Source organism: Plantibacter sp. AC185, assembly GCF_979258065.1.
The window spans coordinates 2,499,541-2,519,541 of record NZ_OZ409831.1 but is presented as its reverse complement, the minus strand read 5'-3'; the positions used below and the strand labels follow the sequence as shown (position 1 = coordinate 2,519,541).

24 protein-coding genes are annotated in these 20,001 nt (G+C 67.9%); 11 read left to right on the top strand and 13 right to left on the bottom strand.

Annotated elements, in window-relative coordinates:
* Positions 1–630: 630 nt before the first annotated feature.
* The 3 genes from ACZZZB_RS12025 to ACZZZB_RS12015 all read right to left on the bottom strand — a co-directional run bounded on the left by ACZZZB_RS12025 (position 631) and on the right by ACZZZB_RS12015 (position 1,975).
* Positions 631–1,086, bottom strand: a complete 456-nt coding sequence (locus tag ACZZZB_RS12025) for a hypothetical protein (RefSeq protein ID WP_463529771.1) — start codon at positions 1,084–1,086, stop codon at positions 631–633.
* Positions 1,083–1,535 (bottom strand): hypothetical protein, encoded by a 453-nt coding sequence (locus tag ACZZZB_RS12020; RefSeq protein WP_463529770.1) that lies wholly within the window; start codon positions 1,533–1,535, stop codon positions 1,083–1,085. Before ACZZZB_RS12020 ends, ACZZZB_RS12025 begins: the two co-directional genes overlap by 4 nt.
* 188 nt (positions 1,536–1,723) lie before the next feature.
* Entirely contained in the window at positions 1,724–1,975 is a 252-nt protein-coding gene (locus ACZZZB_RS12015) for a HEPN domain-containing protein (RefSeq protein ID WP_463529769.1), read from the bottom strand.
* A gap of 399 nt (positions 1,976–2,374) precedes the next feature.
* On the opposite strand from ACZZZB_RS12015, the gene ACZZZB_RS12010 reads away from it, so the two are divergent.
* The 5 genes from ACZZZB_RS12010 to ACZZZB_RS11990 all read left to right on the top strand — a co-directional run bounded on the left by ACZZZB_RS12010 (position 2,375) and on the right by ACZZZB_RS11990 (position 6,638).
* The gene (locus tag ACZZZB_RS12010; protein WP_463529768.1) at positions 2,375–2,572 is read left to right on the top strand and encodes a hypothetical protein; all 198 of its coding nucleotides are present in this window, start codon (positions 2,375–2,377) and stop codon (positions 2,570–2,572) included.
* A 413-nt stretch (positions 2,573–2,985) separates the two neighbouring features.
* Entirely contained in the window at positions 2,986–3,900 is a 915-nt protein-coding gene (locus ACZZZB_RS12005; protein WP_463529767.1) for a hypothetical protein, read from the top strand.
* Between the two features lie 54 nt (positions 3,901–3,954).
* Positions 3,955–4,326 (top strand): hypothetical protein, encoded by a 372-nt coding sequence (locus ACZZZB_RS12000; RefSeq protein ID WP_463529766.1) that lies wholly within the window; start codon positions 3,955–3,957, stop codon positions 4,324–4,326.
* A gap of 270 nt (positions 4,327–4,596) precedes the next feature.
* Positions 4,597–5,304: a helix-turn-helix transcriptional regulator gene (locus tag ACZZZB_RS11995; protein ID WP_463529765.1), complete on the top strand. Its 708-nt coding sequence runs from the start codon at positions 4,597–4,599 to the stop codon at positions 5,302–5,304.
* A 38-nt stretch (positions 5,305–5,342) separates the two neighbouring features.
* A complete protein-coding gene (locus ACZZZB_RS11990; protein WP_229939453.1) occupies positions 5,343–6,638 on the top strand; it encodes an HNH endonuclease signature motif containing protein in 1,296 nt (431 codons plus the stop codon).
* 22 nt (positions 6,639–6,660) lie between these two features.
* Here the strand turns inward: ACZZZB_RS11990 and ACZZZB_RS11985 are convergent, their stop codons facing one another.
* The 6 genes from ACZZZB_RS11985 to ACZZZB_RS11960 form a co-directional block, all read right to left on the bottom strand.
* Positions 6,661–7,176, bottom strand: a complete 516-nt coding sequence (locus ACZZZB_RS11985) for a hypothetical protein (RefSeq protein WP_213014223.1) — start codon at positions 7,174–7,176, stop codon at positions 6,661–6,663.
* 135 nt (positions 7,177–7,311) lie between these two features.
* Positions 7,312–8,175 (bottom strand): NAD-dependent epimerase/dehydratase family protein, encoded by an 864-nt coding sequence (locus tag ACZZZB_RS11980; protein WP_463529764.1) that lies wholly within the window; start codon positions 8,173–8,175, stop codon positions 7,312–7,314.
* 10 nt (positions 8,176–8,185) lie between these two features.
* The gene (locus ACZZZB_RS11975; protein ID WP_137244167.1) at positions 8,186–8,581 is read right to left on the bottom strand and encodes an AraC family ligand binding domain-containing protein; all 396 of its coding nucleotides are present in this window, start codon (positions 8,579–8,581) and stop codon (positions 8,186–8,188) included.
* A complete protein-coding gene (locus tag ACZZZB_RS11970; protein ID WP_138945501.1) occupies positions 8,581–9,021 on the bottom strand; it encodes a cupin domain-containing protein in 441 nt (146 codons plus the stop codon). Before ACZZZB_RS11970 ends, ACZZZB_RS11975 begins: the two co-directional genes overlap by 1 nt.
* Positions 9,022–9,075: 54 nt before the next feature.
* Positions 9,076–9,900: a phosphoenolpyruvate hydrolase family protein gene (locus ACZZZB_RS11965; protein ID WP_463529763.1), complete on the bottom strand. Its 825-nt coding sequence runs from the start codon at positions 9,898–9,900 to the stop codon at positions 9,076–9,078.
* Positions 9,901–9,902: 2 nt separating this feature from the next.
* Positions 9,903–11,198: a Tm-1-like ATP-binding domain-containing protein gene (locus ACZZZB_RS11960; RefSeq protein WP_463529762.1), complete on the bottom strand. Its 1,296-nt coding sequence runs from the start codon at positions 11,196–11,198 to the stop codon at positions 9,903–9,905.
* Between the two features lie 247 nt (positions 11,199–11,445).
* Here ACZZZB_RS11960 and ACZZZB_RS11955 point away from each other — a divergent pair, with 247 nt between their 5' ends.
* From ACZZZB_RS11955 to ACZZZB_RS11940, 4 genes are all read left to right on the top strand, one after another.
* Complete coding sequence (locus tag ACZZZB_RS11955) at positions 11,446–14,100, top strand: family 78 glycoside hydrolase catalytic domain (protein ID WP_463529761.1); 2,655 nt, start codon at positions 11,446–11,448, stop codon at positions 14,098–14,100.
* Between the two features lie 57 nt (positions 14,101–14,157).
* The gene (locus tag ACZZZB_RS11950) at positions 14,158–15,171 is read left to right on the top strand and encodes an LLM class flavin-dependent oxidoreductase (RefSeq protein WP_137244175.1); all 1,014 of its coding nucleotides are present in this window, start codon (positions 14,158–14,160) and stop codon (positions 15,169–15,171) included.
* 63 nt (positions 15,172–15,234) lie between these two features.
* Positions 15,235–15,486: a type II toxin-antitoxin system Phd/YefM family antitoxin gene (locus ACZZZB_RS11945; RefSeq protein ID WP_086475247.1), complete on the top strand. Its 252-nt coding sequence runs from the start codon at positions 15,235–15,237 to the stop codon at positions 15,484–15,486.
* Positions 15,483–15,743, top strand: coding sequence for a Txe/YoeB family addiction module toxin (locus ACZZZB_RS11940; RefSeq protein ID WP_463529760.1), 261 nt, complete (start codon positions 15,483–15,485; stop codon positions 15,741–15,743). The genes ACZZZB_RS11945 and ACZZZB_RS11940 overlap by 4 nt, the downstream gene beginning before the upstream one ends.
* Here the strand turns inward: ACZZZB_RS11940 and ACZZZB_RS11935 are convergent.
* A complete protein-coding gene (locus ACZZZB_RS11935; RefSeq protein ID WP_463529759.1) occupies positions 15,737–15,973 on the bottom strand; it encodes a hypothetical protein in 237 nt (78 codons plus the stop codon). The two genes, ACZZZB_RS11940 and ACZZZB_RS11935, sit on opposite strands and share 7 nt — an antisense overlap.
* A complete protein-coding gene (locus tag ACZZZB_RS11930; RefSeq protein ID WP_463529758.1) occupies positions 15,970–16,863 on the bottom strand; it encodes an SDR family oxidoreductase in 894 nt (297 codons plus the stop codon). The genes ACZZZB_RS11935 and ACZZZB_RS11930 overlap by 4 nt, the downstream gene beginning before the upstream one ends.
* A 77-nt stretch (positions 16,864–16,940) precedes the next feature.
* Here ACZZZB_RS11930 and ACZZZB_RS11925 point away from each other — a divergent pair, with 77 nt between their 5' ends.
* Entirely contained in the window at positions 16,941–17,501 is a 561-nt protein-coding gene (locus ACZZZB_RS11925) for a TetR family transcriptional regulator (protein ID WP_463529757.1), read from the top strand.
* Positions 17,502–17,521: 20 nt separating this feature from the next.
* On the opposite strand, the gene ACZZZB_RS11920 is transcribed toward ACZZZB_RS11925, so the two are convergent.
* Positions 17,522–17,875 (bottom strand): DUF952 domain-containing protein, encoded by a 354-nt coding sequence (locus ACZZZB_RS11920; protein ID WP_463529756.1) that lies wholly within the window; start codon positions 17,873–17,875, stop codon positions 17,522–17,524.
* A gap of 44 nt (positions 17,876–17,919) precedes the next feature.
* Between ACZZZB_RS11920 and ACZZZB_RS11915 the strand changes: the two genes are divergently transcribed.
* Positions 17,920–18,480 (top strand): TetR/AcrR family transcriptional regulator, encoded by a 561-nt coding sequence (locus ACZZZB_RS11915; protein ID WP_463529755.1) that lies wholly within the window; start codon positions 17,920–17,922, stop codon positions 18,478–18,480.
* A 20-nt stretch (positions 18,481–18,500) separates the two neighbouring features.
* Here ACZZZB_RS11915 and ACZZZB_RS11910 read toward each other — a convergent pair whose 3' ends face one another.
* Positions 18,501–19,913: a carboxylesterase family protein gene (locus ACZZZB_RS11910; protein WP_463529754.1), complete on the bottom strand. Its 1,413-nt coding sequence runs from the start codon at positions 19,911–19,913 to the stop codon at positions 18,501–18,503.
* Positions 19,914–20,001: the final 88 nt, after the last annotated feature.

Genomic DNA, 20,001 nt, shown 5'->3' with positions numbered 1-20,001 from the left:
TTCAGGTTGTGGACGCGTGCGCGAATCCGCAGGGCGGGGGGGGGGGTGAAACGCACGCAGCGAGGGTCTACCGAGGATCGGTGTAGCCCAGTAACCGCTGATGTTCGAGGGCGGACCTATCAGGGATGCTGCGCACAAGGTCTCCTATGGGGGCGGGCGCGGATCGGTCGATAACGCGTTTGGAGAGCTCAGCCGCATCAGCTGAGGCGCTCATGGCGGTCGGAATGCGCTACGCACCCAGAGAGGCCCCGCACGCCCGGATCAGGTCTCGTCCTCTTGAGCCGCACTCATGCGGAACGAGCGCCTGCTACGCCTCACCGCGATCCGGCAGCGAAGGGCCACCACGAGCAGAATGACCCCAAAGACCACCGGCCCCGAAATCGATCGGACCTGTTGGAAAGCCCAGAACGATCCCGCGACCACAAGGAGGCAGCCCGCCACGACGCTCCAGTACAGGCAGGCGAAGGGCCCACGACGGACGGCGAGCTTGAACTCTGTTTGCCAGGACGCCATGGCGCTCTCCACTAAACGGTCGGAATCGAGCTGAGAGGAGCGTTGCTTCGCCCCTGCTGACAAGTACGGCGGCTTGCCCGACTTGCGGTCGAGTGGATCGGTGACGCCTTGAAGCAATCAGTTGAGCCTCGGTGTCTCAATGGGGGCGACGTCTCCGGAGAACTTGATGTCAGCATCGACCTCGGAGCATCGCAGTGCGACGTAGTCACGCTCGTTCTGCAGCGAGCGTTCGTAGGGTCCTCGCTCGGCAGATGACACTGCATTCCACGCGGAGGTGAAGGTGCTGATCGAAATACCCAGCATGCCGGTTACGTCCTCCGGCGCGTCAGACGTGGTGATGAGTTCGTCCCAGCGATCGCGGAGGTCCTGCCCGGCCTCGAGTAGCTCGTGTGGCGTAGCAGTGCCACTGTCTCGCACGTTGGTGAAGTCGTCCCACGACCGCTGGTAGTCGGTACAGAACGACGAGCGCAGCGGAGCTGTGCAGGCGGACAGGAGGACCACTGAACTCACCGCGGCGATGAGGGGGCCCACTCGCGCCGCGAGTGAGCTGCTACGCGAGCGGGCTCTCATCATGGCCAGACCGTAACGATGCCGTGCGTGACGAACAAGGTGCACGCGGCGCGCAGTCGAACGTCCTTGGTGATCAGGAAGATGTTCTTGCAGCTGTAGTAGTCGGTCACCCAGGAGACGCATCGCGAGCCGTGCATGTAATGACATGGTCCCATGAGTAGTGACGTTGGATCCGCCTCGTTGCCCTCGGCGGTTACGTGACCGGCCGCGAGCTCCCCCGCCCGCATCTGCGCGCTCATGCTCCCGACCGTGCCCGCATTCAGAGACGCGCTCTCCGTCGTGGACGCCATTGCCGGCGACGCAAGGAACACCGACAGCGCTACCGCCGCGCAGGCGATACCAGCACCGATTGAAGTGGGCCTCATGCTTCCCCTGATCACGCTCTCACCCACCCCTTTTGCAGCTGCAAAAATCCTCATTCGCTTCCACTCGACAAACATGTATTCTTCCATCTCAGCACAGTTCATGTGCCAGGACAGGAGGCTACTCGTTGGTGCCTACCGGTGTCGATATTTCAGACAGCCTCGGGGGCTCCGAGCGACTCATCGGACATTGACCTGAACGCATGAGCTGCGCTCGGAGCAGGTGGTCAGCTGATGGGTGGTAGATGGAAGCCCCGCGTCATGGCTCGGTCAACGACCTAGGCCGGCACCCCGAGCTCGGCCAGAAAGACGGTGTCAAGGATCGCCGTCGTGACGAGCATCAACGCGAATAGGTTGCGTTCACCTCGCGCGTTCCCAGCATGCGCCAGCCCATTGCGGACTTTCACCAACCGTCGTGCCCAGTCCTCGCGGTCTTCGGTGAATGCCGTCACGGTCCCGGATGCAGGGATGGAGGCGAGGGCGAGGAGGCGTTCGCGGAAGCTTGGCGCGTTGCGTAGCTTCGCCTTCACTCAAGCGCAATGTCGCTCACCTGTAGTGGCCGCGAGCAATGCTCCCTTGAGTGCTTTGAATTCTGAGTCAGGGACCTCGATGACTGAACCTCGAAGACCCTCATAGAGGGTTTCTGTGGCGATAGCGAGCTGCAGCACGCGCATGTCCAGGAATGCGGGTGGGTGATACTCGAGGCCGAAGAACACGTTGCACGCCGCTCGACTCTTCGTGCGCAGGGGGGCAGGTCTCGATGGCGGCCGTGAACGAAGGATCCTGGCTAGTGAAACGAAAGTCTGCCGCGGGAACAGCCGGCTCTTACGGCCGCGCCTCGTGGAACCTTGGGTATGAAACGAGACCCATACGTCTCGGTTGACGTGCTCGTCGGAGTGCGGGAGATGGACTCGGCGTGCAGATGCTTCATGCTGATCGGACCCGATGGCTTTGCTGAGGCCAAGGTCATCAGGTCCGACATCGACTTGATGATCGTGGTGAGATCACTGTGCGAAGCCGACGCTGCAGAGGTGGTGGCGACGGCCGCGGTAACGCCCCGATCAGGGATGTCGAATCGCGCCTGCGAAGTCGTGGAAGTGGCCGCCATGCACATCAACGCGCCTTGAAGCGTTACTGCCGCGCCGACACGGCAGGCCGACCAGATGACCGACCCCAGCGCCGAATAGACGCACAACACCAGCCCACGGCAAACGTCGCACACGCATGGCGACAGTAGAACCTGCTGCTAGGACGGCGACGAAAACGCCGAGTCGCGAGTGGTGACCATTAAGCATGTCCTCCTTAAGGAGGCTTTGCAGCTAAAGTACCAGATGATATTGTCAGTGTGTTGCGGCGCTGCCGCTTCACGAAAAGCGAAGCAGCACGTCGACAAATTGATTGGTCGTCAGATGGCTGGCTTACACGCCGTCGTACGGCCTTGCACGCCGTGCGGCCAGGACTCACATGGGAGCAGATGATGGAAAATACGGTTGGCGTGGGCCAATGAGAGCTCAGCTCATCACTCATCGTTGGAGCAATCGTGTCGATGCTGATCTTCGGTGCGCCCGCCAGTTCGGCACGTGCGGCGGGAGGTCCCGCCAATGAAGCGATTGAGGCAATAGCTCAGCAGATCGCGGAAGCCGCTCCGGATGGCGCTACCCCAGTTCAGGGAAACGAAACTTCCGACGCGTTCGAAACTACCTCAGGCGTTACGTCAGCATCCATCCCGCTAGATGCGAGCGAACCCGTCGTTGTGAACATCTCCATCGGCGAGGCAACCGTCGCAGCAGAGATCCGCCTTCCAAGCGAGCCGTCCGTCTCGACCGCATCGGTATCAGACAACGGCACTGTCGTCTTTTTAAGTTCAATTTTCAACGGAGTTGACGAGGATGGAACATCGCTCGCCGTGCAAACGCTCGAGGGGGGCGACACTCGCGTGCAGACAATCATCCCGAATGCGGGTGCCGCCCACGAGTACACATATGCCATGAATGGCTTTCAGGCAGTCGTTGACACAGAAGGCAATGCAGCATTCCTCGGCACTGGGCAGGACGGCCTGCTGGTTCCAGTGGAGGCGGCTTGGGCAGTGGACGGAATAGGTCTCGCAGTCCCTACTCACTATGAGGAACGCGATGGCGCGTTGGTGCAGATTGTTGAACCGAAAGCTGGAGCGGTTTATCCGATCGTCGCTGACCCAACATGGGGGTGGCGTAACGCAGCGTATGGAGTCACGTTATCTCGCTCGGAGGTCTCTACCGCAACAAGTTACTCCGGAGCACTCAGTATGTGTGCTGCACTTATGAAGTTCGCGAAGGGCCGGATCTCCATCGCATGCGGCGCATGGGCAGGCTACCTCAACGTCCAGGCGTCAACCGCGAATCGGCAAAACCCGAAGGGATGCCTGCACCTTGTGGTTGCACCGCTGCCCGGGGCCCTGCTGCACGTGCGATGCTAATCGCCCGCGCATCACGCGGCGTAGAGTCACTTCCTTACAACGATTGGCAACAATGTGAACGACTTTCTCAGTAGTGATGCTGCAATCTATCTCGGCACTGCCGCACTTGCACTTGGGTTAGGGGTCATGGTCGATGTCGATGACCGCATCTCGACGTATGGGTTCATCATCATCAACCTTGCATTTGGGTTCCTATACTTTGCCGCAAGGATCGATGCACCGTTTACTATCCCGATTCTTCTCATCATTAGCGCCTCATTGGGCGTGGCTAGATCCATGTACCGCTGTAGAGACAGCCCGCTACTCGTGGGGGAAACTCCATTGCGGAAGATTCTGATCTCGATCGCGCACCCCTCTAGGGTTCGAGCCGCGGCGCTCAATCAAAGAGAACTCGATAGGGAATGGTTTTACCGCGCGGGCATGTAGGCGGACCCGCAGTCTCACCGAGCTACGCGCTTGGCGCTTAGCGACCGAGGTTGCTGTCACCGCTTCTCCGGCCGTTTCCCGTGTGAATGGCCAACGGTCAAGATGGACAGCCGCGGTCGCGCGATGCTTCTGAAGTGCGCGAGGCCTTCACCGTCTACGCGCAACAGATCTGCAGCGGGCCTCTGCCCGAAACGGATGTGGACAGCCCCCAGGGTCCGGGGGCCAAGCCCCGTCGACTTCCTCCACAATTCGCTCTTTACGTGACACCTAGTGTCATCTGTTCGTGATTCCGACAACGCCCTGTCCGAGACACTGCGTCGGGGTGGATCGCGAGGAACCTCCGCCGAGCGGTTGGCGAGGGACTTCGGCGTCTCGGTGCGCACCGTCAAGCGAGACCTGCAGGCGCTCGAGCGGAGCGGGGCGCCCATCTGGTCACGCCCCGGACCAGGTGGCGGATACGGCTTGGCCGTCGGGGCGACGCTACCCCCGGTCAGCCTGTCCCCGGTGCAGGCGGTGGCGCTCATGTCGGCGGTGTCCGCGGCACCCGACGCCCCCTACGCGGACCTGGCGGCCGCCGGAGTGCAGAAGATCCTGGACGTCCTCGACCCCAGGACCCGGGCACGAGCCGACGCACTGGCCGGTCGGATCTGGGTCGATGCGCCCCCGACCGCTTCGCGCGTCGTCCGATCGGCGCTCGAAGCGGCGATGGCCGAGCAACGGGTCGTCCGCATCCGGTACACCTCGCGGGCCGGGAGCACGACCACGCGCGACGTCGAGCCCGTGCTGTTCGCCTCGACGAACGGTCAGTGGTACCTCGTCGGATGGTGCCGAATGCGCGATGCGATGCGGTGGTTCACCGTGGCGCGTATCGAGCGAGCCAGCGTGACGTCGGCGGGCTGCAGCGGCCACACGGTGAAGGAGGTCGGCGACCCTCCCGCGGACGCGGCCCCGGTCCACGGTCGCGGAAACTCGTACTGACCATCTCGAATGTCAGTGGTCCATGATGGACTGGAGGCATGATCACCACCGAGCTCGCCCGGCGACGAGCCGCGCTCGACGCCGAGGAAGCCCGACTCCTCGCGGAGGCAGTGGCGTACGCTGACGCGACCACCTCCGCAGTGATGTCGTCGCGCATGTCCGAGTCGGAGGGACGCGACCTCGCACGGCGTTCGATCTGCGCATCGCTCGCCATGGCGACGCGTATGTCCGAGCCGACGCTGCAATACCGCATGGGTGAGGCGGAGACCCTCGTCCACCAGGCGCCGTCGGTGCTCGAAGCGCTGGAACGCGGCACGATCAGCGCCGGACATGCCAGGGCCGTGACCGACCAGCTGCGCGACGTCCCGGCCGGCGGGCGCGAGAGGTTCCTCCAGCAGGTGCTCCCGGTCGCCGAGCGGACCACGCCGGCGCTCCTCAAGCGACGCGCCCGGGTGCTGCGCGAACGGTTGCACCCCGAGTCGATCACGGTGCGAGCGCGCCGTTCCCGAGCCGACCGCCGAGTGACGATCGAGCCCGCCGCAGACGGCATGGCCTGGCTGAACCTCATGACGACCGCACCCATCGCGTACGCGATCATGTCGCGGCTCGACGGTGTTGCCGTGCCGGCTCGCGCCGCGGGCGACGACCGCACGCTCGCGCAGCTTCGCGCCGACGCGTTGGCCTCGCTCGCCGTGGCAGGCACCGTCAGCACCGACGGTGAGCCGATCCCCGCAGACCCGGAGTCGGGCGGGGAAGTGGTCTGGCTCGGGGGTGCGGGTGCCCCGAGCGACTGGGCCGCCAGGTCGGCTCAGCAGTCCGCGCTCATCGAGTGCCCCGTCGACGTCGAGGCGCACATCCGCCCTTCCGTCCAGCTCGGCGTGCCCGTCCTCTCGCTACTCGGCGTCACCGATGAACCGAGCACCCTCGACGGCTACGGGCCGATCGACCCCGAAACCGCCGCCCGGCTCGCGGTCGCAGCCCCGTCCATGACGAGAGTGCTCACCCAACCAGAGAGCGGCGCCGTCCTCTCCGTCGGCCGCGAGCAGTACCGGGTGCCGGCCGATCTCCAGCGCGCGGTGCGCCTGCGCGACGTCACGTGTCGGGCACCGGGACGCGGCCGGCAGGCGCGCAACTGCGACCTCGACCACACCACGGCGTGGGAGCACGGTGGCACCACGAGTATCGACAATCTGGCCACCCTCTGCCGTCATCACCATCGACTCAAACACCTACCCGGGTGGGAGGTCGAGCATCGCCCTGGCGGCACACTCCATTGGACGACACCTGACGGACGTCAACACGAAACAAGACCGGCCTTCGCCGAGACCGGATGATCGAACGAACGCCGTGCGGTGTTCAGACGATTGTCCTGAGGTAGACGACAACGGTACCGTCCGCCATGTCGCCACGCGCAGCCTGTCCCTTCCCGAAGCGGATCGGGTTCACAGCGATCGCTCCATCCTGCTCGAGCTTGCCCATCAAGCCCGCGGAGGCCGTCACGGCGGTCGCGGCCGTCGGCACCTCGGCGGAGGAGGTGAACTCGAGCCTGGCGGTATAGGTGATGGACAGGATGCCTGATCTCCGCAACTCACTGACGAGTACGTCGTCATCGAGGTCGACGCCGAACACCGTCTCGACCGACGATCGCAACTCGACCTGGCATTCGGACTCGACGGAGGCGTAACCGCACGTCTTGACCTGCCCGTCGAGAGTCGGGTAGGTGCCCTGGAATGATCCGATACCGAACCCGATCACCGCGATCACCGCGGCGACACCGGCCACGAGCATCGCGAGCGTGGTTGCGAACCGGCGAGCAGCCTGCCTGAACGGAGTCCTCGGATACTCCCGCTCGTGGAAGAACCCATCAGCCAAGGGCACGACCGCACCCGGCGCGGTTTCTTCCGTCGGCGGCTCGGTCGATGACCCGGTCATACTTCCCCCAACGCGGCGGTCCACCCCCGGACCGCCGCTCGCTCACCCTACCCGCACCGAATTCGAGGCGGCCGGTCAGCCCCGCGTCGACCGCTCGCGCTCGAACTCGTCCCGCCAGGAGTGCTCGGGCTCGAAACCGAGGCGCGCGCGGGCCTTGTCGATGGACATGAGCGTCTCGAACTCGCCGAGCCCCGCCCGCAGCGGGACGCCGGGGAAGTGCGTCAATGCGAGCTCAGCCGACGGCACGGTCGTCCCGTTGTCGGAGGCGCACACGTCGTAGACCTCGAAGCCGGGCTCCGCCCGCGCCAGCGCCAGCGCGACCGCCTGCGCACCGTCACGTACGTCGACGTAGCTGAACAGGAGGTCGCGCCGGTACCCGGGCTCCGACGCCCGCGCGAACGTGCCGTACTCCCCCGGCGCCACGACGTTCGTGAACCGCAACGCGGTGATCGACGTCCCGTCGGCCCACCGCACCAACTGTGCGGCCATCGCCTCCTCGGCGACCTTCCCGAGCGCATAGGTGTTGTTCGCGCGACTGACGGTCTCGTCGATCGGCAGGAACTCGGGCGCCTCCTCGAACGGGAATCCCATGGCCGTGATGCTCGACGCCGTCACGATCGTCCGGATCCCAGCCCGCAGCGCCGCGTGCAGCACGTTGAACGACACGGTCAGGTTGTTGTGGAACGTCGCCGCATCCGGCACGAGCCCGTTCACCGGGATCGCGGCCAGGTGCACCACCGCGTCGAGACCTGCGAACCTCGCCGTCACCCCGAGCATGCTGTCGATCGTCTGCCCGTAATCGGCCAGGTCCACGCGGGTGAACCCCGGCCCGGCCGTGCCCGCGACATCGAGCCCGTGCACGTCGTGGCCGTCCCGCCGCAGTCGTTCGACGGTGGCGGAACCGAGCTTGCCCGAACTCCCGGTGACGGCGATGCGCATACCGACGATCCTAGGCTCGGGCCGGGAAGTCAGCAGGCAGCGGGAGCGCGGTCACCACGTGCCCGGCGGCGTCGTCGTCGTTCGCATGCAGATGACCGACGCGCCCACCGGCCGGGAGTCCCGTCTCCGTGAAGAAGCCGCGGATCGTCTCGTACACCTCGACGATGTCGTGGGTGTCGCCGGCCTGCGTCAGCACGATGTCGCCCGACTGCACGTAGCGCTCACCACCGTCGACGAGCACCTTCCCCTTGCCCTCCGTGATGAACCAGATCTCGTGGTCGTCGTGGTGGTGCCGGTCGAACCGTCCACCGTCGACCGACACCGCGAAGCGCCCGATCGTGCCGATCTCGCTCCAGTCCGGCTTCGAACCCGGATGCACCCAGGAGCCCGGTTCGATCACCGGCATCAGCGGTCCTGCTTCCAGCTCGGGGCCGTTCCGGCGTCGAGGATGCGCGCGTCGGGCAGGCCGTCGAGCCCCGTCTCCGCGCCACCCGGCGTGTACACGACCGACAGCCGCAGCGGGCGCCACGTCGTGTTGTAGGTGGAGTGCACGGTGTCCTTCGGGATGTACACGGCGTCGCCCTCGCGGATCGGGAACGCCGGACCGTCGCCGACCGTCTGGACCCCCTCACCGGAGATCACCGTGATGACCTCCTCCTCGCCCGGGTGCTGGTGGGGTGCGTGGCCCTGCCCGGGGTAGACGATGACCTCGCCGACCGTGAGCCCGGCGCCCTCGTCGAGATGCGGGGTGACGAGCCACTTGATGGTGCCCCAGTCGAAAACCCGGGTGGGGACCTCGTCGGGGCGACGGCCGGCGGTGGCAGGGGTGATGGCGTGTTCGGTCATGTGAGGCTCCTCATCGAGTGGTCGTGCGGTGGGCGGTGCGGGCGGTGCGGGCGATCAGCGGGTCTGGATCGCCTTGAAGTCCTCGATCTGGCGCTTGATGGCGCGCTCGGTCGGGAGACGCTCGACGGATGATGCGCCGAAGAACCCGGAGACACCCGTCGTGTTGGCGAGGATGTAGGCGGCGTCATCGGGCTCGGCGATCGGACCGCCGTGGCACAGCACAATGACGTCAGGGTTGATCGCGACGGCCGCGTCCCGCATCTCCTGCACCCGGTGCGCCGACTCCTCCAGCGAGAGCGCCGTGGTCGCGCCGATCGTGCCGGCGGTCGTGAGGCCCATGTGCGGGACGAGGACGTCGGCACCCGCCTCGGTCATCGCGACCGTCGACTGGACGTCGAAGACGTACGGCGCCGTGAGGAGGTCGCGCTCGGCGGCGAGGCGGATCATGTCGACCTCGAGGTCGTAGCCCATGCCCGTCTCCTCGAGGTTCTGGCGGAAGACACCGTCGAAGAGCCCGACGGTCGGGAAGTTCTGCACGCCGGTGAACCCCATCGTCTTGAGTTCATCGAGGAAGCGCTCCATGATCCGGAACGGGTCCGTCCCGTTCACGCCGGCGAGCACCGGGGTGTCGCGGACGATCGGCAGCACCTCCCGGCTCATCTCCACGACGACCTGGTTGGCGTCCCCGTAGGCGAGCAGCCCCGACAGTGAGCCGCGACCGGCCATCCGATACCGGCCGGAGTTGTAGATGATGATGAGGTCGACACCGCCCGCCTCCGCGGACTTCGCCGAGATGCCGGTGCCCGCCCCGGCGCCGATGACGGCCTCACCGCGCGCGACGGTGGCACGGAGACGTTCAAGTGCGATGGTCCTGTCCATGGTCAGTCCTCTTCCGTTGTGCTGTGCTGGCCGCTGCTGTTCCGCTCGATCAGGGCGTGCAGGGTGTCGGCTGCGATCCTCGCGAACACCGGATCGTTGAGGTGTTCCGGACGGTCGACGACGGTGACCGCACTGCCCGCCACACCCGCGAGCACCGCATCGACGAGCGCCGCGTCGGCCGCCGGGTCGCGGAAGGGCAAGCCCTCGGCGTCGAGCGCCGAGACACCGCCGCGCGGGATCAGCAGGACGGTGGGGGCCTCGGCTCCTGCGAGCTTCGCCCCGATCCGCTCGCCCAGTTCGCGGTTCTCGTCGACCGTGGTGCGCATGAGCGTCACCGTCGCGTTGTGGACGAAGAAGTCGCGATCGGAGAACCGCTCCGGCACGGTGTCGCGAGGGCCGAAGTTCACCATGTCGAGCGCACCGAGGCTGACGAGCTGCGGGACGCCTGCCGCGCCGGCCGCGGTGAGTCGGTCGGGGCCCGCCGTCAGCACGCCGCCGACGAGGTCGTCGGCGAGTTCGGTGGTGGTGAGGTCGAGGACCCCCGCGAGCATGCCGCTGCGGGCGAGTGACTCCAGCGCCTGCCCACCCGAGCCGGTGGCGTGGAAGACGAGGACCTCGTAGCCGAGTTCGTCGAGGCGCTCGCGAGCCACGTCGACCGCGGGCGTCGTGACCCCGAACATCGACGCCCCGACGAGCGGGCGGTCCGTCCGTTCGGCGGACGAGGCCGGACCGCGCGCCTGCGCAGCCGCCGCCATGCCGGCGATGGCCGCCACCGCGTTCCCGAGGACGGCACGGGAGATCTGGTTGATCCCGGCGATGTCGACCACGCTGTACATGAGCGTCACGTCGTTCGCGCCGACGTACGGCGCGACGTCCCCGGACGCCATCGTCGACACGAGGAGCTTCGGGGCCCCGATCGGCAGTTGGCGGAAGACCCGGGCGGCGATGGCCGACCCGCCGCTGCCGCCGAGGGCGAGGACGGCGTCGACCCGCCCGGAGGCGTGCAGCCGGCCGATCACGGTCGCGGCACCCTCGGCCATCGCACTCGCGGCGGCGCCACGGTCCTCCGCGGCGAGGAGCGTCTCGAGATCGGTCCCGGCAGTGGCCGCCACCTCGTGGTTCGGGTGGTCCACGGCAGCGTCGTACTCGTGGGGCTCACGCGTTCCGGCGTCGACGACCACGACGTCCGCGCCCAGTTCGCCGAGACGCTCAGCGACCCACCGGTACTCGGCACCCTTCGTATCGAGGGTGCCGACGAGGGCGACGGTCGGTCGGACCCCTGCTTCGGGTGCTGTCATCGTCGCTCTCCATCGTCGTCGTCGTGAGCGCAGGACGGCCGCGTATCGGCGCGCCCCACCTGGCGGATCCGCTTCGACCCCGCCAGCGCCTCCATCCTGGTCCAGGTTTTGAAACGTGTCAAGAAGTGTCGCACCATCCTCGCTTTCTTGCATACCAACGCTGTAGCATCGGGTTTTGAAACGTGTCAGAGTTGATCGCCGAGCGAGCTGCGACGCGCCCTGCCTGACGAAAGGACCAGCAGCCACGATGGTGACCACGAGCGCCCCCAGATTCGAGCACCTCCGCGAGGCCCGAGGGATCGGCGACGCCACCCCGAGGCTGAGCTGGACGAATCTGGCGCCCGCCGGCTGGGAGCAGCACGCCGCCGAGATCGAGATCACCCGCGACGGACGGATCACGACCACGGGCCGGGTCGCCACCGGTGAATCCGTCCTCGTCGCCTGGCCCGCCGCTCCGCTCCGCTCGCGTGAGGTGGCATCGGTGCGCGTGCGGGTGTGGGGCACCGACAGCGGCCCTGGCCGGGCGGTCGAGGCGGCCGACTGGAGCCCAGTGGCGACGGTCGAGGCCGGCCTGCTCGCACCGGGCGACTGGGTCGCGGTGCCGGTCGCAGCCGACTGGGATGAGGAGCCGGAGAGCGACACGCGTCGGCCACCGCTGCTGCGGCGGGACTTCACCGTCGGTGCCGACCTCGTGTCGGCGCGGTTGTACCTCACGGCGCACGGCGTCTACGAGGCGGAGATCAACGGTCGTCGCGTCGGGGACGAGGCGCTCGCGCCGGGCTGGACCAGCTACGCGAGCCGGCTGCGCACGGCGACGCACGATGTCACCGAGCTCCTGCACCCCGGCGACAACGCGATCGGCTCCTGGATGGGCGACGGCTGGTACCGGGGCCGCTTGGGGTGGCGCGGTGGCTTCCGCAACCTGTTCGGCTCGGACCTGTCGCTCATCGCCCAGCTCGAACTCCGCTATGAGGACGGTCGCGTCGAGACCATCGTGACCGACGAGCACTGGCGCGCCTCGTTCGGCCCCATCATCAGCTCCGGCAACTACGACGGTGAGCACTACGACGCCCGCGAGGAGCTCCCCGGATGGTCGGAGCCCGGCTTCGACGACAGTGGGTGGGCCGGCGTACGGATCGGCACACGCGACCCCGCCACCTTCGTCGCGCCGCAGGGACCCCCGGTGCGCGCGACGCAAGAGGTCGCGCCGATCGCGGTCCTCACGAGCCCGAGCGGCAGGCGCATCCTCGACCTCGGCCAGAACCTCGTCGGTCGACTGCGGATCCGGGTCACCGGTCCGGCGGGCGAGACGGTCGTGATCCGGACCGCGGAGGTCATGCAGGAGGGCGAGATCTACACCCGTCCACTCCGCGAGGCGAAGGCGACCGACAGCTACACCCTTGCCGGCCGCCCGGCCCCGGCCGACGGAGGTCCCGCGGAGGAATGGGAGCCGCGGTTCACGATCCACGGCTTCCGGTACGCGGAGATCACCGGATGGCCGGGCGATCTCGACGTGGCGGTCGCGAACGGCGACGTCGTGGCGCGGGTCTACCACTCCGACCTCGAGCGGACGGGCTGGTTCGAGAGCTCCGACGAGCGGGTGGACCGCCTGCACGAGAACGTGCTGTGGAGCATGCGTGGGAACTTCGTCGATCTCCCCACCGACTGCCCGCAGCGGGACGAGCGCGTGGGCTGGACCGGCGACCTGCAGGTCTTCGCACGCACCGCCTCGTTCCTGTACGACGTGTCGGGCATGCTCGGCTCCTGGTTGCGCGACGTCGCGGTCGAGCAGCACGAGGACGGCACCGTGCCCTGGTACGTCCCGTTCATCCCCGACGACGGCCAGTGGACGCCGAACCGACCCGGCGCCGTGTGGGGCGACGTCGCCGTCCTCACCCCGTGGGTGCTCTACGAGCGCTTCGGCGACATCGGCGTCCTGGCGGCCCAGTACGACAGCGCGAAGCGGTGGGTCGACCTCGTCCACCGGCTCTCCGGCCCTGACCACCTGTGGAACGAGGGGTTCCAGCTGGGCGACTGGCTCGACCCGGCCGCACCACCGGATCGCCCGGCGGAGTCGCTCACCGACCGCCACCTCGTCGCCACCGCCTACTCGGCCTGGTCCACGGCGCACCTCGCGAAGACCGCCGCCGTGCTCGGCCGAGTGGACGACGCTGAGCACTACGCCGAGCTCGCTGAGGCGACCCGCCGGGCGTTCCTCGCGGAGTACGTCGGCGAGGACGGGCTGATGACGAGTGACGCCCAGACCGCGTACTCGCTCGCGATCGCGTTCGAGCTCCTACCGGACCCGGCGGCTGTGGACCGCGCCGGCGAGCGGCTGAGCGCCCTCGTCGCCGCCGCCGGCAACCGCATCGCGACGGGCTTCGTCGGGACGCCGATCGTGAGCGACGCACTGACCACGTCCGGCCATCTCAACCGCGCCTACGACCTCCTGCTCGAGGAGGAGTGCCCGTCCTGGCTGTACGCGGTGGGACAGGGGGCGACCACGATCTGGGAGCGCTGGGACAGCATGCTGCCCGACGGGACCGTGAACCCGGGGCAGATGACCTCGTTCAACCACTACGCGCTCGGAGCGGTGGCCGACTGGCTCCACCGGGTCGTCGCCGGCATCGCTCCAGCCGCGCCCGGCTACCGCTCGATCCTGTTCCGACCGCGACCCGGCGGCGGGCTCACCCACGCCTCGGCCGTGCACCTGACGCCCTACGGTCGGGCCTCGATCGCCTGGCGGATCGAGGCGGGCGTGCTGCACGTCGACATCGAGGTCCCCACCGGCACGACGGCGATGATCGACCTCCCCGGCCACCCACCGTTCCCCGTCCGCTCCGGCCTCCACACCGTTGCTCGCGAACTGTCACTTCCGGCTAGTGTGCAGGCCTCGCACTAGCCGCAGGCGACAGTTCGCGGGCGGAATAGGGGGGAACTGGGGCCGGTTGAATCAACCGTGAAGAAGATCGGGTTCCTGTCCTTCGGACACTGGCAAGACGTTCCGGGCTCCAGCGTGCGCACCGGGCGTGACGCACTGCTGCAGAGCATCGACCTCGCGGTCGCGGCGGAGGAGGTCGGCGTCGACGGCGCGTACGTGCGCGTGCACCACTTCGCCCGGCAGCTCGCGTCGCCGTTCCCGCTCCTGGCGGCGATGGCGGCGAAGACCTCGACGATCGAACTCGGCACCGGTGTCATCGACATGCGGTACGAGAACCCGCTCTACATGGCCGAGGAGGCGGCGGCCACCGACCTCATCAGCGACGGCCGACTGCAGCTCGGCGTGAGCCGGGGATCACCCGAGACAGCCCTCCGCGGGTCGGAGTCGTTCGGTTACGTTCCGGGCGACGATGAGACCGATGCGGACATCGCCCGCTCGCACACCGAGGTGTTCCGCGCGGCCATCGCCGGTGCGGGCGTGGCGCGTGCCAACCCGCAGATGACGGGGACCAACGGCCTGCTCGCGATCCAGCCGCAGTCGCCGGAGCTCGGCGAGCGCATCTGGTGGGGCGCCGGCTCGCGGTCCACGGCGGTGTGGACTGCGGAGCAGGGCATGAACCTCATGTCGTCGACGCTCCTCACCGAGGACACCGGGGTGCCGTTCGACGAACTGCAGGCGGAGCAGATCCAGATGTTCCGTGACGCCTGGTCAGAGGCCGGTCACGAGTGGCAGCCGCGGGTCTCCGTGAGCCGCAGCATCCTGCCGCTCATCGATGATGAGACGCGCCGCTACTTCGGACTGCGCGCCCAGGCAGACTCGAAGGACCAGGTCGGACACCTCGACGGCGGACTCGCGCGCTTCGGCCGCAGCTTCATCGGCGAGCCCGACGTCATCGCCGCAGAGCTCGCGGCCGACGCCGCCGTGCAGGCCGCCGACACCGTCCTCGTCACCGTCCCGAACCAGCTCGGCGTCGAGTTCAACGCGCGCATCCTGGAGTCGATCGTCAAGGACATCAAGCCGGCGCTGGGGTAGCCCAAGGAGGCTAACGGCGAACTGGAGTGGTACGCTTTTCTGTACCACTCCAGGAGGCCCTTCATGTCAGCGATCACCGCGACCGACGCACGCAAGAATCTGTTCGGTCTCATCCAGCAGGTGAACGACGACCACGTCCCGGTCGAGGTCGTCTCGAAGCGCGGAAACGCGGTCCTCGTCTCGAAGGACGACTACGACGCCATGGTCGAGACGGCCTACCTGCTCCGCAACGCCAAAGGTGCCGAACGCCTCCTCGCCTCGATCGAACGCGCTCGGAACGGCGAGTTCGAGACCCACAAGCTGCTCGACGCGTGACCCGGCAGCTGGCCTTCGACCGCAGCGGCTGGGAGGATTACACCTCCTGGCAGACCCAAGACCGCAAGACGCTCAAGCGGATCAATCTGCTCATCCAGGACGTCCTCCGGGATCCGTTCGTGGGCATCGGGAAGCCCGAGCTGTTGAAGCACATCCTCTCGGGAGCCTGGTCCCGACGGATCGACGACGCGAACCGACTCGTGTACCTGGTGACCGACACCCACATCGTCATCCTGCAGGCGCGCGACCACTACTGACGATCGGCGCCGGTCCCGCCCGCGCGCAGCCACGGCCCGAAGGCGCGCACGAGGAGCGGCATCACGACGAAGGTGAGCAGCGAGACGAGCGTCACCGACAGGATGAGCGTCACCACCGGGATCGGCAGGCCGAGGACGAGTGGCCCGAGCGCCAACAGCAGCAACGTGATGAGCGGGTACACACCGAGCCAGGTGACGACCGCCATCTTCCAACGGGGAGGCGGCGTCATGCCGTGTACGCCCCGGCGGCGATGTCCTCGACCAGCGTCGGGCCGGTGGGATCCCATCCGTACGCGGCGCGGGTCGCCGCGCTGGACGCCGTCATCTCGGCTCCGAAGAAGCGCCCGATGAACCCGAAGTGACCCGCCGCGTCATCCGGGTCGATCGACGTCGTCGGGAGGCCGAGCACCTCACCGATCGCCTCGGCGATCCGGCGCGCCTGCACGCCTTCCTCTCCGACGGCGTGCACTCGGGCTACCGCAGGAGCCTGCTCGAGCGCGAGTCGCACGAGCCGGGCCGCATCGCTGCGGTGCACGGCGGCCCAAGAGTTCGAGCCGTCGCCGATGTATCCGGAGACACCCGTGCGCTGCGCGGCCGCGACGATCTGTGCGATGAACCCGTGGTCGTGGTGGCCGTGCACGGTCGGTGCGAAGCGGAGAGCGATGCTCCGGACCCCGCGATCCTGGTAGTCGAACGCGAGGTTCTCACTTCCACCGCGCATCGACTCCGGCCCGACGGCCGGGTGCGGATCGGTCTCGAGCACCGGCCGGTCCGCGTCGGGTCGGAACAGCCCTGAAGCGAGGCCGAGTGTCTTCCCGGACCCGACCAGCGCTTCGGCAAGCGTCTCGACCGCCATGCGCTCAGCGCGGTTCGACTCCGCAGGGTTCGACCAGTCGTGCTTGTTCGCGAGATGGAGCGTCGCCTCGGACTCCACGGCTCCGCGACGGAGCGACGCGAGGTCGTCGAGATCACCGCGGAGGACGACCGCGCCCTTCGCTTCGAGGGAAGCCGCGGAGGCGTTGCTGCGGGCGAGGCCGAGCACCTCGTGACCCGCCGCGAGCAACTCATCGACGGCGGCACTCCCGATCCAGCCACTTGCTCCGGTAACGAAAACACGCATGGCGTGCTCCTTTCATGTCAGTGAATGACATCACTCTAGCACCTGATGTCAGCCACTGTCATCGCTAAGATGGATCCATGGCTCGTTGGCAAGCGGATACCGAGGGGCGGCTCAAGCTGGCCGCCATCGAACTCTTCGGGACGCATGGATTCGAGGCCGTCACGGTGAGCGACATCGCCGCAGCCGTCGGTGTCACCGAGCGCACCTTCTTCCGCTACTTCACCGACAAGCGCGAGGTGCTGTTCACGAACCAGGACGACTATCAGGCGCGGTTCCTGGACGCCCTCCTCGCATCCGAAGCCGCGGCGCCGATGACACTCGTCGAGGCCGCACTCCACGGGGGCGCGGCGTTCTTCGCGGATGAACGGCGCCCGTGGTCCCGCGCACGCCAGCGGATCGTCGACTCCAGCGCAGCATTGATGGAACGCGAGTCGCTCAAGCGCAGCTCGCTCACCGACGCCCTTACGACCGCACTCATCGCAAAGGGCGTCACTCCCGTACCCGCAGCACTCGCAGCGCAGAGCGGTTCCGCTGCCTTCCACCTGGCCTTCGCCGCCTGGATCGCCGACGACGAGACGAGATCGTTCACCGAACTGCTCGACGACGTCCTCGCCGACCTCCGCGCCCTCCTCGGCTGACCACGCGCGGCGCCCGAAGGTTAGGGCAACGTCTGCGGCGACTGCCAGGCACCCGAGCCGTCTCGCTCCAGCGGCAGCTCGGTGACGACGGCCGGCCCGGCGGTCGGGAGGGGTGCGAGCACGCGCGGTTCCGGTTCCAGAACCACCTCGATGCCCGCCGCCTGCAGCTCTTCCACGTCGAGCACGATGAGCACGAGCGGCAGCTGGAGCGACCCATAGACCCGCTCGAGCACCTCGGGCAGTCGGTTAGCGGTCGTCGCGTGGACGAAGCCGGCGTCGACGAACGGCACGGCTCTCGTCGACACCTCGTACTCGCCGAACGGCCGGCTGGCCTCCCAATCGTCGACGATCGCGACATGCAGGATCTTCGTCATCTCCACCCTCTCCGTTTAATGAGACGTTACCGTATCATTAGAGCATGGAACCGAGACGTGGTCGCCCGACGGCAGCCGAACGCGACCGCCGGCGCGACGCGATCCTCGACGCCGCCATCCGCCGGTTCACCGAGCACGGGTACGGCGGGACGACGATCGAGGCGGTCGCCACCGACGCGGGCGTGACGAAGCGGACGATCTACACCTGGTTCGGTGATCTCGCCAGCGTGCTGACCGCGGCGGTCGAGCGGCAGCACGCGTACCTCCTCGCGGCCGACGAGCCAGGCTCCGAGGCCGAACCCCTCGAGGACGCGGCGACACGACTCGTGATCGCGCTGCACTCGGACGTCTCGGTCGCCCTGCACCGACTCGTGATCGCGGAGTCTCCGCGCTTCCCCGAGGTCGCCGCCGGTTTCTACGCCGCCGGCCCGGCCCGCTCGATCGCGTTCCTTGCCGGCCACGTCGGCGAGCGGGCGGAACAGCTCTACACCCTGCTCCTCGGCGAACCGCATCGACGCAGGCTGCTCGGCTTGTCCGCTGCGCCGACGCCGGATGCAGCACGGGCGCACGCCCGCGCGTGCTTGGCGCTTGTCGTCGACGAGTAGTCAGGTGGCCAGCGCCACGCTCAGCGGTCGAGCGTGACCACGTCGCTCAGGCCCGCGGTCGCGTCGGCGGCCAGGACCCCATCACGCGCGAAGTCGGCCCACATCTGACGCAGGAAGCGGCCACGACGGTCGACCTCCTCCCAGGTCGCCGAGCCGATGAGCGCCGTCCGGCTCCACGATCGTTCGGTCCCGAGGAGGAGCGGCAGATCGGTAACGTGGGAGGCTCCGTAGGGACTACCGGGCGGCGCCCAGCTGAGCTCGTACCGCGTGGCCCGACCGCCCGACGCCCGATGCCGCTCGACGAACTTCCGGGCGTCGCGCGTGTAGGTCACGTGCGTGGTCGCGCCGACGAGCGCCCGCCGGATCGGATCACCGACGATGGGCATCGAGGTCATACGGGCGAAGGCCGGGATGAGCGGCACGTACAGCCGGGTCTCCTCCGTCGTCGATCCGATGAGGACGTCGATGCGCGAGGCCGCTTCCCGCCAGGCAGCGTCGCGGTCGGCCTCCGCCGGGAGCGGCGCGTGACCGTACTGAGTGCCGAACGCCATGCCACCACGCAGTCCGAACCGTCGCGCCGCCCGCTCCACCTGCTCCTCGAGCGCGAGCAACTCAACCACCGGGGCATCTCGCGTCGGGCTGCCTGCGGCCCGCATCATCGCACTCGCCATCTTCGCCCGCCCGCTGCTGATCCCGAGAGGCGCGCTCTGGACGATGGTGCGCTGGAAGAGCCCCGCGGTGCCGTCGCTGATCATGAGGTGCGCGATCGCATCGCCGCCCGCCGACTGCCCGAAGAGCGTGACCGACCCCGGGTCGCCGCCGAACGCAGCGATGTGCTCGTGGACCCACCGGAGCGCGAGGACGAGGTCCAGCAGGCCGAGGTTCGCCGGCAGCGTCTCACCGTCACCGAGGAAGCCGAGGATCCCGAGCCGGTACGTGACCGACACCACGATGACCCGCTGCTCGACGACCAGGCTGATCGGATCGTAGACGTCGAGGTCGCCGGCGCCCGTGACGTAGGCGCCGCCATGGATCCACACCATCACCGGCAACGACTCGTCCGGGCGCACGTCCGCAGGGAGCGTGATCGAGAGCGCCTGGCAGTCCTCGGAGTCGACCATCCCCTCGCCAGCGCCCTCGAGGACGGCCTCGAGCACCCGGGAGGAACGCTGCGGTGAGGCCGGCGCCCGCTCGAAGGCCCGGAACGGCACCGGATCGCCGCCGGCGCCGACGGGAAGACCGGTCGGCACCGGCACCTCGAAGCGCCCCGCGCGGGCGTACGGGATGCCGCGAGCCCGAACCACCGCGCCGTCGACCAGACCGAGGATCGTGCCGAGGGAGGTCTCGAAGCCGCGTGCGTCCGCCGTCGGCGGGGTCGCAGAGGACTCCGTACCTGGCGCGTCGGAGGTCGGGCTCGCGTGCAACTCGGTCATCTGTCCACGCTATCCCCGACCGGCCCGTGCACAACTCCTGCCCGACAGGCTCACACCGAAGACACGGCAGCCCGAACCGGGCCGAGCT

Coding starts and splice junctions, on each gene's coding strand:
- ACZZZB_RS12025 (WP_463529771.1), bottom strand. CDS start 1,086: ATGATGAGAGCCCGCTCGCGTAGCAGCTCACTCGCGGCGCGAGTGGGC.
- ACZZZB_RS11925 (WP_463529757.1), top strand. CDS start 16,941: ATGGCTCGTTGGCAAGCGGATACCGAGGGGCGGCTCAAGCTGGCCGCC.
- ACZZZB_RS11970 (WP_138945501.1), bottom strand. CDS start 9,021: ATGACCGAACACGCCATCACCCCTGCCACCGCCGGCCGTCGCCCCGAC.
- ACZZZB_RS11965 (WP_463529763.1), bottom strand. CDS start 9,900: ATGGACAGGACCATCGCACTTGAACGTCTCCGTGCCACCGTCGCGCGC.
- ACZZZB_RS11960 (WP_463529762.1), bottom strand. CDS start 11,198: ATGACAGCACCCGAAGCAGGGGTCCGACCGACCGTCGCCCTCGTCGGC.
- ACZZZB_RS11990 (WP_229939453.1), top strand. CDS start 5,343: ATGATCACCACCGAGCTCGCCCGGCGACGAGCCGCGCTCGACGCCGAG.
- ACZZZB_RS11930 (WP_463529758.1), bottom strand. CDS start 16,863: ATGCGTGTTTTCGTTACCGGAGCAAGTGGCTGGATCGGGAGTGCCGCC.
- ACZZZB_RS12010 (WP_463529768.1), top strand. CDS start 2,375: ATGCTGATCGGACCCGATGGCTTTGCTGAGGCCAAGGTCATCAGGTCC.
- ACZZZB_RS11975 (WP_137244167.1), bottom strand. CDS start 8,581: ATGCCGGTGATCGAACCGGGCTCCTGGGTGCATCCGGGTTCGAAGCCG.
- ACZZZB_RS11915 (WP_463529755.1), top strand. CDS start 17,920: ATGGAACCGAGACGTGGTCGCCCGACGGCAGCCGAACGCGACCGCCGG.
- ACZZZB_RS11935 (WP_463529759.1), bottom strand. CDS start 15,973: ATGACGCCGCCTCCCCGTTGGAAGATGGCGGTCGTCACCTGGCTCGGT.
- ACZZZB_RS11910 (WP_463529754.1), bottom strand. CDS start 19,913: ATGACCGAGTTGCACGCGAGCCCGACCTCCGACGCGCCAGGTACGGAG.
- ACZZZB_RS11945 (WP_086475247.1), top strand. CDS start 15,235: ATGTCAGCGATCACCGCGACCGACGCACGCAAGAATCTGTTCGGTCTC.
- ACZZZB_RS11980 (WP_463529764.1), bottom strand. CDS start 8,175: ATGCGCATCGCCGTCACCGGGAGTTCGGGCAAGCTCGGTTCCGCCACC.
- ACZZZB_RS12020 (WP_463529770.1), bottom strand. CDS start 1,535: ATGGAAGAATACATGTTTGTCGAGTGGAAGCGAATGAGGATTTTTGCA.
- ACZZZB_RS11920 (WP_463529756.1), bottom strand. CDS start 17,875: ATGACGAAGATCCTGCATGTCGCGATCGTCGACGATTGGGAGGCCAGC.
- ACZZZB_RS11955 (WP_463529761.1), top strand. CDS start 11,446: ATGGTGACCACGAGCGCCCCCAGATTCGAGCACCTCCGCGAGGCCCGA.